The organism is Lysinibacillus sp. BF-4, from assembly GCF_000743635.1.
Taxonomy (GTDB): domain Bacteria; phylum Bacillota; class Bacilli; order Bacillales_A; family Planococcaceae; genus Metalysinibacillus; species Metalysinibacillus saudimassiliensis.
In genome coordinates this window covers 1-14,248 of the sequence record NZ_JPUW01000048.1, presented here as the reverse complement: position 1 = coordinate 14,248, position 14,248 = coordinate 1, and the positions used below count along the sequence as shown (strand labels likewise).

The 14,248-nt window shown below is 43.0% G+C and carries 19 protein-coding genes, 1 pseudogene and 1 riboswitch; of the genes and pseudogenes, 13 read left to right on the top strand and 7 right to left on the bottom strand.

Translation table 11 applies throughout. The annotated features are described in order from the left end of the window. Positions 1–25: 25 nt before the first annotated feature. Together CH76_RS12120 and CH76_RS12115 are read right to left on the bottom strand one after the other, a co-directional pair. Positions 26–646, bottom strand: coding sequence for a YIP1 family protein (locus tag CH76_RS12120; protein ID WP_036146690.1), 621 nt, complete (start codon positions 644–646; stop codon positions 26–28). Positions 647–658: 12 nt separating this feature from the next. Further along, a complete protein-coding gene (locus CH76_RS12115; RefSeq protein ID WP_036146688.1) occupies positions 659–1,813 on the bottom strand; it encodes a class I SAM-dependent rRNA methyltransferase in 1,155 nt (384 codons plus the stop codon). A 60-nt stretch (positions 1,814–1,873) separates the two neighbouring features. On the opposite strand from CH76_RS12115, the gene CH76_RS12110 reads away from it, so the two are divergent. Then, entirely contained in the window at positions 1,874–2,344 is a 471-nt protein-coding gene (locus tag CH76_RS12110) for a dihydrofolate reductase (protein WP_036146686.1), read from the top strand. After that, positions 2,334–2,885, top strand: a complete 552-nt coding sequence (gene lepB, locus CH76_RS13585; RefSeq protein ID WP_051910359.1) for a signal peptidase I — start codon at positions 2,334–2,336, stop codon at positions 2,883–2,885. Before CH76_RS12110 ends, lepB begins: the two co-directional genes overlap by 11 nt. Here lepB and CH76_RS12100 read toward each other — a convergent pair. From CH76_RS12100 to CH76_RS12085, 4 genes and pseudogenes are all read right to left on the bottom strand, one after another. Next, a complete protein-coding gene (locus CH76_RS12100) occupies positions 2,877–3,908 on the bottom strand; it encodes an AbrB family transcriptional regulator (RefSeq protein ID WP_036146684.1) in 1,032 nt (343 codons plus the stop codon). The genes lepB and CH76_RS12100 overlap by 9 nt on opposite strands. 53 nt (positions 3,909–3,961) lie before the next feature. Beyond that, entirely contained in the window at positions 3,962–4,705 is a 744-nt protein-coding gene (yidC, locus tag CH76_RS12095) for a membrane protein insertase YidC (protein WP_081892703.1), read from the bottom strand. Positions 4,706–4,732: 27 nt separating this feature from the next. After that, a complete protein-coding gene (locus tag CH76_RS12090) occupies positions 4,733–5,011 on the bottom strand; it encodes a hypothetical protein (protein WP_036146682.1) in 279 nt (92 codons plus the stop codon). 59 nt (positions 5,012–5,070) lie between these two features. Further along, positions 5,071–5,699, bottom strand: a pseudogene (locus tag CH76_RS12085) (hemolysin III family protein). A gap of 149 nt (positions 5,700–5,848) precedes the next feature. Here CH76_RS12085 and CH76_RS12080 point away from each other — a divergent pair. The 8 genes from CH76_RS12080 (at position 5,849) to CH76_RS12045 (ending at position 10,939) form a co-directional block, all read left to right on the top strand. Continuing rightward, entirely contained in the window at positions 5,849–6,691 is an 843-nt protein-coding gene (locus CH76_RS12080; RefSeq protein WP_036146680.1) for a DegV family protein, read from the top strand. A 102-nt stretch (positions 6,692–6,793) separates the two neighbouring features. Next, positions 6,794–7,102, top strand: a complete 309-nt coding sequence (locus CH76_RS12075) for a lipoprotein (RefSeq protein WP_036146678.1) — start codon at positions 6,794–6,796, stop codon at positions 7,100–7,102. A 66-nt stretch (positions 7,103–7,168) separates the two neighbouring features. After that, positions 7,169–7,741 (top strand): YpmS family protein, encoded by a 573-nt coding sequence (locus tag CH76_RS12070; RefSeq protein ID WP_036146676.1) that lies wholly within the window; start codon positions 7,169–7,171, stop codon positions 7,739–7,741. 3 nt (positions 7,742–7,744) lie between these two features. Further along, entirely contained in the window at positions 7,745–8,272 is a 528-nt protein-coding gene (gene msrA / locus CH76_RS12065; protein ID WP_036146674.1) for a peptide-methionine (S)-S-oxide reductase MsrA, read from the top strand. Then, positions 8,269–8,688 carry a peptide-methionine (R)-S-oxide reductase MsrB gene (gene msrB, locus CH76_RS12060; RefSeq protein ID WP_036146672.1) on the top strand — a complete coding sequence of 140 codons (420 nt, stop codon included), beginning with the start codon at positions 8,269–8,271 and terminating at the stop codon, positions 8,686–8,688. Before msrA ends, msrB begins: the two co-directional genes overlap by 4 nt. After that, on the top strand, positions 8,685–8,888 hold the full coding sequence (locus CH76_RS12055; RefSeq protein WP_036146671.1) for a YozE family protein: 204 nt from the start codon (positions 8,685–8,687) through the stop codon (positions 8,886–8,888). The genes msrB and CH76_RS12055 overlap by 4 nt, the downstream gene beginning before the upstream one ends. Positions 8,889–8,969: 81 nt before the next feature. Beyond that, entirely contained in the window at positions 8,970–9,674 is a 705-nt protein-coding gene (deoD, locus tag CH76_RS12050) for a purine-nucleoside phosphorylase (protein ID WP_036146669.1), read from the top strand. 152 nt (positions 9,675–9,826) lie between these two features. Then, the gene (locus tag CH76_RS12045; protein WP_036146666.1) at positions 9,827–10,939 is read left to right on the top strand and encodes a M20/M25/M40 family metallo-hydrolase; all 1,113 of its coding nucleotides are present in this window, start codon (positions 9,827–9,829) and stop codon (positions 10,937–10,939) included. A 430-nt stretch (positions 10,940–11,369) separates the two neighbouring features. Here the strand turns inward: CH76_RS12045 and CH76_RS12035 are convergent, their stop codons facing one another. After that, positions 11,370–12,056: a phosphoribosylaminoimidazolesuccinocarboxamide synthase gene (locus tag CH76_RS12035; RefSeq protein ID WP_036146662.1), complete on the bottom strand. Its 687-nt coding sequence runs from the start codon at positions 12,054–12,056 to the stop codon at positions 11,370–11,372. Positions 12,057–12,188: 132 nt separating this feature from the next. Here CH76_RS12035 and CH76_RS12030 point away from each other — a divergent pair, with 132 nt between their 5' ends. The 3 genes from CH76_RS12030 (at position 12,189) to CH76_RS12020 (ending at position 14,223) form a co-directional block, all read left to right on the top strand. After that, entirely contained in the window at positions 12,189–12,785 is a 597-nt protein-coding gene (locus tag CH76_RS12030) for an AAA family ATPase (RefSeq protein ID WP_051910358.1), read from the top strand. 49 nt (positions 12,786–12,834) lie between these two features. Next, positions 12,835–13,023, top strand: a riboswitch (cobalamin riboswitch). A 188-nt stretch (positions 13,024–13,211) separates the two neighbouring features. Continuing rightward, positions 13,212–13,979: a hypothetical protein gene (locus CH76_RS12025; RefSeq protein ID WP_051910357.1), complete on the top strand. Its 768-nt coding sequence runs from the start codon at positions 13,212–13,214 to the stop codon at positions 13,977–13,979. 55 nt (positions 13,980–14,034) lie between these two features. Next, complete coding sequence (locus CH76_RS12020) at positions 14,035–14,223, top strand: hypothetical protein (protein WP_036146660.1); 189 nt, start codon at positions 14,035–14,037, stop codon at positions 14,221–14,223. Positions 14,224–14,248: the final 25 nt, after the last annotated feature.

Sequence of the window (14,248 nt, the reverse complement as noted above, 5' to 3'; positions counted from 1 at the left end):
ATTTTTTTCAGTGGTGGTTTTTGTATTAAAATACAGCAACAAAGAATAGTGCTAAAACGGCTAAAATAATAACAATAATTAATGAAATTGGGATGATAAGCACAAAGAATGCTGCCCATTTACCAATTTTATTAGCTTCTGCAATTGCCGCAATGCTGACGATAAATGACCATACATTAACAATCATAATTGCTATTCCAACAAGTGTTGCAATTAAATCAAGCCCACCGTAATGGAACGGATCCACAAAAGAATCACGCGATGCAACAAACCAACCGCCTAATACCGGTAAGAAAGGTATTGTAAGTAGCGCAGGCATTGCCATAGCTAAGTAAGTTTGACGGATGGTCGCCTTTCCTCTAAAGAGGCGAGACACAAGCCAAAAGGCAAATGATGTTACCCAAAAGAAAAGAGGCGCAAGGATAGGTCCGATAATAATACCAAACCAGCCAAGTTCATAAGCTGAGCTAATATTTGGGTCGTCGTAGGAGTTAAAGTACGTAATAAAGAGCTGTGACAAACTGCTGATAGCTACGATAAACGCCGCTGCACTCCATGAGTTTTTTTCTAAAAAATGACGTGTCGTTAATGTGGGATGAAACCACACGCTTTTCATAATGTCGATGTCTAGTTTATTGTCTTTCACAAATACCTCTCCTTACTTTAGCTTTTGTAAGAAAACTACTTTTAAGTAGTTAAACTCAGGTAGTGTTGAGAAGTCCTCTGGTAATTGGTGCTCCTCTAAAATGCGATATTTTTTGCCATCAAAGGCTTTCGCAATCATTTGTTTAAACTTTTTCATGTCAAAGCTTGCGTTATTTGTTGATGCGACAATCACACCATTTTTAGCTGTAATCGCAATCGCCTCAGCAAGTAGCTTTGGGTAGTCCTTCGCAGATGAGAAGGTTACCTTTTTTGTACGCGCAAAGCTTGGGGGGTCTAAAATAACTAAGTCAAATAATAGGTTATGGCGCTTCGCGTAGTTAAAGTAGCTGAAGACGTCCATGACTTTAATATCTTGTGCTTCGTAGTCAATTGCGTTCACGCTAAATTGCTCGATCGTTTTAGGTAGGCTACGCTTAGCTACGTCTACACTCGTTGTTTTCATTGCGCCACCAAGTGCTGCAGCTACCGAAAATGCGCCTGTGTAAGAAAACGTGTTAAGCACTTCTTTACCTTCTGAATAGTTGTCGCGGATGGCACGGCGTACATTACGTTGATCAAGGAAAATACCCGTCATCGCACCGTCATTTAAATCAACCGCAAAGTTCATGCCGTTTTCTTGGATGATAATAGGGAACTCGCCTGGCTCACCGCGCACAAAGTCGTCTTGCTCAATATACTGCCCGTTTGTGTCGAAGCGTTTTTTCTCGTAAATGGCACGAACGTCCGCTACATTTTCGATTGCCTCATAAATGAAGTGGCGGAAAGCGTAAATGCCCTCGCTGTAAAAGTTAATGACATAGTAGCCGTCAAAAAACTCAATCGTTAAACCGCCAATGCCATCGCCCTCGCCATTAAAGACGCGGAATGCTGTTGTGTCAAAGCTTTCGTAAAACTCACTGCGCTCAGCAAATGCAGCGCGGAACTTACGCGTAAAGAAGTCCTCGTCAATCTCTTCGTTTTCTTCAGAAAGTACCCAGCCAACACCTTTATTTTGTAAGCCGTAGTAAGCTGTAGCAACGTATTCGCCTTGGCTATCTACGAGTTTAAATAGTGTACCTTCTTTTGTTGGTAGTTCGCCGTTAACCGTTTCGCGTGTGATCAGCGGAAGGGTATCCATAAATTTCTTTGGGATTTGTAGTGTATGCATGTCTCGTCAGTCCTTCTTATAGTATGATATTCATTGTACAACAAATTAAGGGGTGACGTGATGATTTCGTTAATTGTGGCACATGATAAAAATCGTGTAATAGGTAATGATAACAAAATGCCGTGGCATTTACCAGATGATTTGCAGTATTTTAAAGAAATGACAATGGGTAAGCCTATGATTATGGGACGTAAAACGTTTGAGTCAATCGGTCGAGCGCTACCTGGTCGCCGAAATATTGTAATTTCACGCAATAAGGCGTATGAGGCAGAGGGCATTGAGCTTGCTTCGACAATAGAGGAGGCGCTTCGTCTTGCTGGTAATGTGCCAGAGGTGATGGTTATTGGTGGCGAGCAGATTTTTAAAACATGCCTTCCTATGGCAGAACGTTTATATGTTACGCAAATTGACCATGCCTTTGAGGGAGATACGTACTTCCCAAATTATGACGATTTTACACAGGTGAGCGCGCAGCCAGCGGTGCAAACAGCAGAAGGCTATACGTTTACGTATACGGTATATGAAAAATAAGTTATGGTATGTGGCCGCGCTACTGTGGTTAATTACAGCATGGGGCATTACACCAACAAAAGGTGACTCTATGTTGCCAAATGTTCCGTCAGGCTCATTAATTTGGGTGATGCCTTTTACACAAATTGAACGTGATGACTTGTTGGCGTTTTGTCATGATGGCAAGCCCGTTGCAGGTGCTTGCATGGGCGGTGAGTCTTTGCTTAAGCGTGTAGTAGCTACGACAGGGCAAGCGGTAGCGTTTGAGCACGGCGTGTTATATGTGGACGGGCTAGCAGATCGAAGACGGGGTGACCGTACAATGCTTACCGCACTACCTTATGTGTTAGAGAAGAATGAGTATTTTGTGCTTGGTGACAACCGAGAAATATCGATTGACTCGCGCAATTTTGGACCTGTGGCGCGCGCACAGGTTTTTGGTGAGGCGTTTGTGTTAACAACAGCAAATGTTGGCGGGCTGTTTCGTTCGTTACAACTTGTTACACTGTTGGTATTGCTTGCAGTGTTTGCCCGAAAAATATACAGCCACATCTCAAGTTGAGGTGTGGCTGTTGTCAATGTGGTTAAAAATGGCCCGCATAATAAAAGGTACAATAAGCAACACAAAAAATAACCGAAAAATTTGGTAGCCAGATACGAGCGGTAAGTCTGCGCCTACAGCGTGTGCTACCATGCCGAGCTGATCAAGTCCACCTGGTACAAGGGCAAGTAAGCTAGTGGCGGCTGAGGCATCGGTTAATTGGTAAAACAGTAATGCGAGCAAGCTTGCCGCCACAAATAAAATACTGCCACTGAGGAGCGCATAAAGGAGCGCTCCTTTTTGTTTGCCCTCGCTTGGCTTTAGCATAAGCCCAACACTTACCCCCATTGCGAGCTGCGCTACGTGGATGATAGGTGCTGGCATCGGCTCACTTGGCAAGATGAGTTGTAGGATAACTGTAATAAGTGCAGGCCCAATGAGGTACGCCGTAGGAAAGCGAAAGTGTGCAGCTAGTAGTGCCGCAATGGTAGCGGCTAGCATATAGCCTACAAAGCTTGGTGTAAAGTGAAATATTTCTTCTGTTACTGTGAGTGGCTCACTTGGCATAACGGCTACAATAATAGGCACACTGCAAATAATAATAAGTAAGCGAACGGTTTGTGTCATTGTCACAATGGCAACGTCTACACCTTCTGTTTCTTCTGCCATGACAAGTGCTTGCGTCATGCCACCTGGGATCGTACCAAGTAGTGCCGTTTTAAAATCTAGTCCAGAGAGTTTAGTAATCATATATGCAATGCCAATGCACAACGCTACAAGTGAAGCGGTAAAGACGAGCATGAGCCAAAATTGGCTAAAGATTTCGGCTAGGGCGGTAGGTGTAAGCGAGCGCCCAATGACATAGCCAATAACAATTAGCCCTGCGTTACGCATGCGCTTATCCCACTGCAAGTTAAACGGCAATAATCGCGCGCTTACCATGACAGCAAGCATAGGGCCGAGCAACCATGGGATAGGCAAGTGGAGTACGGTAAATAGTATGCCGCCTAGTGCACCAATCGCGGCAGTTTGTAAAAATGGCATAGCTGCCCACCTCCTTTTGATAAAAAAAGCCGCTCACCTCAGTGAGCAGCCATTTATGTTAAGCGTTTAATAATAAGTGTTTGGATAACAAGGAAGATAGCACCTACACACCAATATAAAGCGAGGGCAGACGGCGCAGTAAAGGCAATCATCCCCATCATAATGGGTGTAATATACATCAACATCTTCATTTGTTTTTGTTGTTCAGGCGCTACATTAATAAGGCTAATACGCGCTTGAATGAAATACATCATAATCGTAATGACCGCAAGCGGCGTGTCACGACTGCCTAGCTCAAACCATAAAAATGAGTGTGTGGAAATTTCTGGCGTTTGGCGTATGGCATAAAATAGCGCAATAAAAATGGGCATCTGAATGAGTAGCGGCAGACAGCCACTTACGGCTGCAAAGGGGCTAGTGCCATGTTTTTGGTAGAGCGCACTTAGCTCCTTTTGCATAGCTACTTGTGACTCTGGCGCTTTATCACCTTTATATTTTGCCATTACCTCGTCCATCTCAGGCTTAAGCACTTTCATTTTTTCTTGCATCGTTTTATTACTGCGTGTTTGTTTAATAACGAGTGGCAATAAAATAAAGCGTACGCCTAGTGTAATGGCGATGATGGCATAGCCGTAGCTACCGCCAAAAAAGGTCGCAAGTTTAACAATTAAAAAGGAGAAGGGGTGCACAAAATAATCATGAAAGACCCCAGCCTCTCCGCAACCTGATAATACTACCGTTGTACTTAGCAATAACAGCATAAGTACCGTTTGTTTAGTGAATAATTTGTTCGTCAATGATGTAGCCTCCTCTTAAATAATGGATTAAGAGCAAGAGCTGTCGGCTTCATCATCTGGCTGCGCGCTACGTTTAAAGGTTAAGGCTAGCCAGCTTTTTACGTCGGCATTGTAAATAAACGGAGCGCTACTGTGCTGTGCTTGTTGCGTCGCCATATTTTGTACGGCAATATGCTGTGTACACACAAGCTGTGTGGCATGTGAGGTTAATATAAGCGTTAACGTAAGCACAATAAATAATAGCATCATGGACATATAAAAGTCCGTTGTGGTAAAGAGTGCGTCTGTAAAAAATGACAGAAACAAATGATTCACCTCCTTCTGTTAGTAGTATACGTTTTCACGCGGCATTTGTGAAGTAAGCCCTATAATAAATAGACAAGCACGCAGTAATACATTGTCACACAACCCATAATAACAAACAGATGCCAAATCGCATGATTGTAAGGGAGTGAACGCCACGCATAAAAAATAGTACCTACTGTAAACCATAGCCCACCACTTACTAAAATCATAAAGCCTTCAAATCCAAGGTGAAGGTATACAGCTTTGCCGCAAAAATAATTAGCCAACCCATCGCAATATAAGCGAAGGTGGAGAGTTTTTCGAACGTAGTAAAAAAGAAGAACTTTACAAATACGCCAATTACGGCAAGCGTCCAAATCGTAATGAGTAGTACAAGCCCTAATTTGCCGCCTACTGCGAGCAGTAAAAACGGGGTATACGTACCCGCAATTAAAATATAAATGGCGGAGTGGTCAAGTTTAGCAAAAATATACTTGTATTTAAATGGCATGCTGTGTAGCAAGGTAGAGGCTAAAAATAATAAAATTAACGATGCCCCAAAAATACTTACTGTTGTGATTTGTAAGGCTGACGTACTTTGTAAAATAAGGATGATGAGCGCAGGTATACTAATCAACAAGCCAAAACCATGCGTTAGCGCACTCCAAATTTCTTCGCGCAGCCCACCATCTTGGTAGGGGTTAAACATCTCTTTCACCGTCCTTATAGCTATTGTTTACCCAAAAAAGCTTTAACTAGAGCATATCATCGACAGATGCGTAAAAAAAAGTTACGATTGTCATGATTTCTTTTACGTAATCAAATGTTATAATGGTAAGGAAAAGGATGTGTCAGAACATGGGACAAATTCATATCGTAACGGATTCTACAAGTGATTTAACACAAGAAGAAATTACTAAAAACCAAATTCACGTTGTGCCGCTATCAATCCAAATTGATAACGCGACGTATACAGATGGTGTAGATATTCAACCAGAAGAATTTATGGAGAAAATGGCGGTATCAAAGGAGCTACCAAAGAGCTCACAACCAGCCCCAGGTAAATTTAAGGAGATGTATGATGAGCTAGGAAAAGACGGTGATCAAATCATTTCCATTCATATGACAGGTGGCATGAGTGGTACTGTTGAGTCTGCTCGTCAAGCTGCACAAATGTCAGAGTCGGATGTAACCGTTATTGACTCGCGCTTTATCGCAAGCGGTTTAGGCATTCAGCTATTAGAGGCGGCGCGTTTACGTGACGAGGGCGCAACGCTCGAACAAATCATCAAGCGTCTTGAGGTTGTGCGTGATAACACCTACTTATATGTTATTGTAGATACGCTAGATAACTTAGTTAAAGGCGGCCGTATCGGAAAAGGGCGCGGCTTCATCGGCTCGCTACTTAATATTAAGGTCATCGCTAACCTTGAGGGTGGCGCGTATAATCCTGTAGGTAAAGTGCGTAGCCATAAACAAGTCGTTAATCATTTATTTAAACAATTTTTAGAGGATACAGCAGGCAAAACGGTGAAGATGGCATCCATTTCACATGCACATGGCATGAAGACGATGGGTACACCATTAAAAGAAAAAATCGAGGCAACCGGTTACCACGATGTGCGCGTACAATTTACGTCACCAATTGTATCCACACATACAGGGCCAGGCGCGATTGGCTTCGTATATTTTGCAGAGTAATTGACAAGGGGTGTTGGGCACGCGTGCTTAGCACCCTTTTGTTGTCTTAAAAAGGATTGAATCTATTTCAAAAAGGCAATAGATTAGGAGGAGTTGATGCACATGAGAAAAATCCTATACAGCCTATTTATTGTCGTGCTACTAGCGGCGTGTAGTGCGCCCGAGGCAAAGCCCACACCACCAAAGCCTGATACAGCAGCGCAGGGCGAGTTAGTGGAGCTACATGGTAAAATTATTGCGATTGATGTTAAAGGCTTTACCCTTGAGATGGATAAAGGGGAGCTAGCAATTTGTAAGATGAAGGACGTGTCACACATTTCCGTTGGACAAACGGTAACCGTACATGCCCGTAGTGTTGCAGAAAGTAACCCACTGCAAGTCACAGTAGAAAAGCTGACAATTGAGCAGTAGATTTCGTGCGAATTGCAAAAAAAATGTGTATAGTAAACGGTAGAATTGCGTGAAAGGAAGAGGTAAATGAATATTTGGAAGTATGCGTTTTTCACGCTAGTAATTGTGTTGATTGGTGGAGCAGGAGCAGCGTATTATGCGATTACTGCTTCGGGCGAACGTGCCCCAGTAGCTGTAGCTAAACCAATGGATGGTTTTGATGTAACACTTGCTACCTCTAATGAGGAGCTTGAGCAAGTAGCATCGTATTTTATTACTAAGGCGCTAGATGGCAATGACATGCCTTTTTCAGTTGAGGTAGATGAGCTATTACATTTAACAACAGCTATCCCAACATTTTTTGGCGAAACTGATGTGACGATGAGCTTTGCGCCAACTGTTAATCCAGCAGGGCAAATTGTGTTAGAGCAAAAGGCTTTTAAAGCAGGGCGACTTGCTGTCTCACCAAGCATCGCAATGGGGCTTGTCGAGCGTGTATTAACCCTACCTGATTGGTTAGCTATGTACCCACGCGATGAGCAAATTATTATTGATTTAGAGAAAGCACCACTCGAAAATAATTTACATGCACGTGCAAAGTCAATTGAGTTAAAGGATGGCGCTGTGCATTTTGACGTAACGATTCCAAAGGGGGAGTAAAGTATGGAACAAACAGCAATTTTTGCGGGCGGCTGCTTTTGGTGTATGGTAGAGCCATTTGAGCAACGCCCAGGCATTATTCAAGTGCGCTCAGGCTATACAGGCGGCACAATCGAAAACCCGTCCTACGCACAAGTATGCACAAACACAACAGGGCATGTTGAGGCTGTACAGGTAACATTTGATGATACACAAATTAGCTACCGTGAACTCGTGGATTTATACTGGCAAACCTTTGACCCAACGGATGCGGGCGGGCAATTTTTTGACCGCGGCTCGTCGTATGCACCTGTCATTTTTTATGCAGATGAGGCGCAACGTGAAGTGGCTGAACAATCAAAAGCAGATTTAGCTGCAAGCGGACGCTTTAGTAAGCCAATCGCTGTACCTATTCAACCAGCCAAGCCCTTTTACGAGGCAGAGGATTATCATCAAGGCTACTATAAAAAAAATGCCGCGCATTATAAGAGTTACGCAACAGGCTCGGGGCGCAAAGCATTTATTGCTAAACATTGGGGGGATAATGCATGACAAAGAAACTCGATCATTTAACTGAAATGCAGTACCATGTCACACAAGAAAACGGTACAGAACCACCGTTTCGTAATGAGTTTGACAGCCATTTTGAAGAGGGTATTTATGTAGACATTGTATCAGGTGAGCCGCTGTTTAGCTCGCTAGATAAATATGATGCAGGCTGTGGCTGGCCAGCTTTTACAAAGCCAATTGCTAAGGTGACAGAGCATTTTGATACAACGCACGGCATGCGCCGCGTTGAGGTGCGTAGCCAACAAGCAGACTCTCACCTTGGGCATGTGTTTGAAGATGGTCCGCAAGCAGCAGGCGGTTTACGCTACTGCATTAACTCTGCCGCACTACGCTTTGTACCAAAAGACAAGCTAGAGGCTGAGGGATACGGCGAGTACGTATCACTGTTTACGCGATGACCAAAACGTTTTACCAGTTCGTTCAAACATTTCGCGGGGGGAGTGATGCCTTCGCGTATTTTGCGGAGGCGGCTTTTGAGGACCCCAGCTTTCCTAAACAAAGTACAGATTTTAACGAGCTAAGTGACTATGTAGAGATGCAACAAGACAGCTATATGACCACGGCTGTATTTGATGCGCTTTGGGCATTATATGCTTAAGTTGTTAGACGTCTGCCATTGTATTTTTAACGAAAAAAACGTATGATAAATGAAGACTTTAGAGAAGCGAGGGATTTTACGATGAGCGTACACATTAAAGCACAAAAGGGCGAAATCGCCGATACTATTTTATTACCAGGTGACCCACTGCGCGCGAAATACATCGCAGAAACATTTTTAGAGGACGTTGTTCAATATAACGACGTACGTAATATGTTTGGTTACACAGGCACATACAAAGGCAAGCGTATTTCTGTACAAGGTACAGGTATGGGCGTACCATCTATTTCGATTTATGTAACGGAATTAATGGCAGAGTATGACGTACAAAAATTAATCCGCGTTGGTACATGCGGTGCAATCCAAAAAGACGTAAAAGTGCGCGACGTAATTATTGCACAAAGCGCAACAACAGACTCAAACATAAATAATATTATTTTTAATAATATTAACTTTGCGCCAACAGCTGACTTTGATTTATTACACAAAGCGTATATGGCAAGTAAAGAGGCGGGCCTAAACGTACGTGTAGGTAATGTCTTTACAGCAGATATGTTTTACTCAGAAGAAAACCAAAACGAAAAATTAGCACGCTACGGCGTACTAGGCGTTGAGATGGAAGCTGCTGCGCTTTATACAATTGCAGCGAAATATGGTCGTCAAGCATTAGCAGTATTAACAGTGTCTGACCACATCCTAACGGGCGAAATTACAACACCAGAAGAACGTCAAACAACGTTCAATGACATGATTATTGTAGCGCTTGAAGCGGCGATTCAAGAATAAGTTACTAAAGCTCACTCACATAGGTAGTGAGCTTTTTTTATTTTACTATATCCAAACCCTGCTGATAGGAAGTCATCAGTGCTGTCGTAAGCGCTTTCGTATAAATTGTGATACAATTGCCATATCGTTAAATAGAAAGAAGGCAATTTTTTATGACAAGTCGTATTGTAAAAGAATTTATGGAGCTCGTACAGGTTAACTCTGAAACAAAGCATGAGGAGCTAATTGCACCTGTACTTGTCGAAAAACTAACAGCTATGGGCTTTGAGGTAGTGCAAGATGATGCACATACACGCAATGGTCACGGCGCAGGTAATATTATTGCAACGCTAAAAGGTACAGTAGATGTACCTGCAATTTATTTTACAACGCATATGGATACGGTTGTACCAGGTAATAATATTAAGCCAAGCATTACAGCGGATGGCTATATTGTATCGGACGGCACAACCATTTTAGGTGCAGATGACAAAGCTGGGATTGCGGCATTATTTGAAATGGCTCGCCGTCTTAAAGAAGAAAATATCGCGCATGGTGATATTCAATTTGTCATTACGGCAGGTGAGGAGAGCGGCTTAGTAGGTGCTAAGGAGCTTGATCCTAAAATGATTACAGCAGCTTATGGCTTTGCGGTAGATAGTACGGGTGACGTGGGCGGCATCGTAGTGGCAGCGCCATTCCAAGCGAAACTACAAACGAAAATTATCGGTAAAACAGCACACGCAGGTGTTGCACCTGAACAAGGTGTATCTGCTATTACAGTTGCGGCACGTTGTATCGCTAACATGAAGTTAGGTCGCCTTGATGAGGAGACAACAGCTAATATCGGTCGTTTTGAAGGCGGCCAAGCTACAAATATTGTGTGTGATGAAGTGAATATTTTAGCGGAGGCACGCTCAATTGATGAGGCTAAGCTTGAAATCCAAGTAGCTCATATGCAAGAAACGTATGAGCGCGTAGCACAAGAAAACGGCGCGCGCGCTGAAGTTGAAGTGAAATACATGTACCCTGGTTTCCGTGTAACGGAAGAAGATAAAGTTGTACAAGTCGCACAAGCTGCTGCAACAAGTCTTGGCTTAACACCACGCCTTGAGATTTCAGGTGGCGGTAGTGATGCCAATATTATTGCAGGCTTTGGTATCCCAACGGTTAACTTAGCTGTGGGTTATGAGTTCATTCATACAACAAATGAGCGCATCCCAGTAGCACAGCTCGAAAAACTAGGCGAATACCTAGTCGAAATTGTAAAACAAACAACAAAATAAGCAAAGGCGCCACCATGACGTGGCGCTTTTTTATAAGGAGGCGTTCGTTATGGTAGCACGTACCGCTTTTCGTACCGTCGTACTCACTGTGGCAATGATTTTATTCGTACCCATTATTGTACTATGGGGACGCGCCGCAGCAAGGGATTAAATCAAAGAGCCCGGGACAAAAGAAAAAATGTGAGACGATTTTCAAAATCGCCTCACATTTTTTTGCTTTTAGGTGCATTAAATGATTGGTTTAGCCAAGAAAATGACTGCTAGCATTATTGTAATCGCTGATTTAAAAAAGCAATGGGTGCAAGCTACCTGCTGTGCAGGCAATGTATCGTCTGGCCAATCGGTGATATTATCAGCGTTACCAATTGGCAACACTCAAAAAAACTGTAGGTCTCGTATAGAGTCCTACAGTTTGCTTGCTAGTGCGTTTTTAGTTAGCTAGTAAAATTTGTTCTAGTTGTAATGGCTCAATGTATTCGCCATTTTTATAGGCACGCATATTACCGCCAGAGATTTCGTCAATTAAAATAATGTCGTTAGTTTGTGCATCGCGCCCAAATTCTAGCTTGATGTCATAAAGCTCAAGGTCTTTTTTTGCAAGTTCTGCTTGAACGAATTTCGAAATTTCGATGGTACGCTGTTTAAGCACGGCGTACTCTTCGTGTGTTAAAATGCCAAGCATCGCAAGCCCATCCTCAGAGATTGGGGGATCGTTGCGGTCGTCGTCTTTTAATGTAACCTCAACAAATGCAGGTAAGTCCTGACCTTCCGTTGCGTAAGCACCGTAGCGGCGTAGGAAGCTGCCAACGGCTTTGAAGCGGCAAATCACTTCTAGCCCGTTACCAAAAACGGTAGCTTTACGAACTTTCATGGTTTTGTTGGCAATATCAGCGTCTACAAAGTGTGTAGGCACGCCCTGCTCATTTAATTTGCTGTAAAAGTAAGAAGTCATGCGTAGGCAAGCAAGCCCTGCACCCTCAATGGATAAGCCAACGGTGTTAGCGCCTGGGTCAAATACCCCGTCAGTGCCTGTTACATCGTCTTTAAATTGTAGTGCGTAGAAGCCATCCTCTAGTTTGTATACGTCCTTCGTTTTACCTTTATACACTAATTCCACGTTAAAACCCTCCAATTCGTTAGTACAATTTATTTTAACACGAATATTACAAGCTGAAAACCACAAAAACGTTCGTGTTAGTTTTTTGTCAAAATTCGTGGTAAAATTTTAACAGAACAAGGAGGTAATGAGATGACTAAACCAAATGTGGTCATTATGGCAGGTGCGACAGGTGTGGGTAAAAGTTTTATTGGCCAACTGATTGCGCGCAAGAAGGGCTATAGCTACATTGATAAAGATACTGCGACACGCCCATTCGTAGAGCGTTACTTAGCGGCATGTTCACCAACACAGGATAGCCATGACCGCGAGTCGGATTTTTACATACAAAAAGTGCGTCCATTAGAGTATGAGACGATTTTACAACTTGTGCAGGATAATATAGCACTTGGGCAATCTGTAGTGGTAACAGCAGGATTTGAACAGGAGCTTGATGACGCGACTTATTTACATAGCAACCCACAAATGCAGGCACTTTGTGCGCAGGCAACTATTATAGTAGTAAAGGTTACAGTGGATAGCCCTACACTATTAACGCGCCTTATTAAACGTAATGACCCGCGAGATAAGGGTAAACTTAGTAATTGGGATGCCTATGTCAAAGAGGTCGAGGGGCTACGTATTGCGTGGGATTCAGCGGATTTTACGCAGTTAGGCTTTGATAATAGTGATATGTTGCCTGTGCTTTACGAGCTTAAAGTGCAGAGTTTAATTCAGTCTATTTCGTAATTTGACAATATTGTGACATAACGCTACAATAACAAGTAGCGAACAATTAAATATCGCAAGCGATTAAGGTATAAATGCGTAAGTGTGCATTTATTTAAAAGGGAATACGGTTTAATTCCGTAGCTGTCCCGCAACTGTAAGAGGGAGTCGTGCTAGTAAGCCACTGTTCAACGAATGGGAAGGCAAGCACAGACGATGAGCTCAAGCCAGGAGACCTGCCTTTGTCGAGTACCACAAAAACCTACGAGGATAGGAGGTGTTCATAATGACGACAACTATACGCGCATTCAGCGTTAGCGTCATTCGAATGAAGCAGATTAGGTGGCAATTAGGTCCGCCCGCACATTCGCACGATGACTAACACTCTCTCAGGACATCTTCTATAGGAAGATGTTTTTTTATTGACAAAAAAGGAGATGAAGATGAATGGCTATTAACGAAGATCGATTTTTACAACAACGTAGCGCGCTGCCATTATTGCCCGCACGTCCAATGACAATAGAGAAACAACCCCACGAGGAGCGCAGTAAAGGCAAAAAAACGCGCCAATCTGTAGAGAATGTGGTGGATATGATGTTAGCGAGCAAACTGCTTGCCGAAAATGTTTTATTTGAAACTGTACTGCACCACCCTAAAGTTGTGTGGATTCAGGATGAGACGGAGCGAAGCGGTTATGTTTTTGCCCGCGAGTCTGATGCTGTGGCATTACAAACAAAGAAAAATGGTTTTACGATGTATATGCCAACTAACCCGATTGTGTATTTAGTAAACGGTGAGCCGTACCATTTATTAACGCGCATTGACTCTACGCGTTCTAAGCCAAATATTACACGTCTTGAGCGTGAGCCAAGCCCAATTTTAAGTGCGGCACGCGTTAATGACTGCCTAACAGCAATGGTCATTTGCTTTTATGAGGCCTATATTACCGAGCTTGAACAGGTTATGACACGTAAAACAGCTGACTTTTACAGCCAATTTTACATGAAGCAATACGCAGAAAATGAACTTGCGACTTTCAAAACAAAAATCTCGGAGCTGAATGATAATCATATGAACTGGCATCCACGCGGTAATGGTCACGAACAATTAGTGGATTATATTATGGCATTGCCATTACTTACTAGCCAAATTGGTGACGAGCTTCGATGTGACAGTCACCCACAAGGGCTTGTCACAGTTATTGCTAGTTATTAATACTAAACCCCTCACTGCTTCCCTAGGCAGTGAGGGGTTTTTGAGGAGGGCAAAAATGTACAAACGTTTAGCTTGTACCATTACGCTTATGAGCTTATTTGGCGCTAGTATTGTTATACTTGTGCCATTATTATTTAGCGAGCGGATCGATATGCGCGTTATTGTAGCCCTATTTATTGTGAGTGGTGGATTTATAGTAAGCACTGTATTTGCTTTCCAAATGAGACGGAAAATAGGTAACTAAATATTTCCTGCACATGCATTTTGTG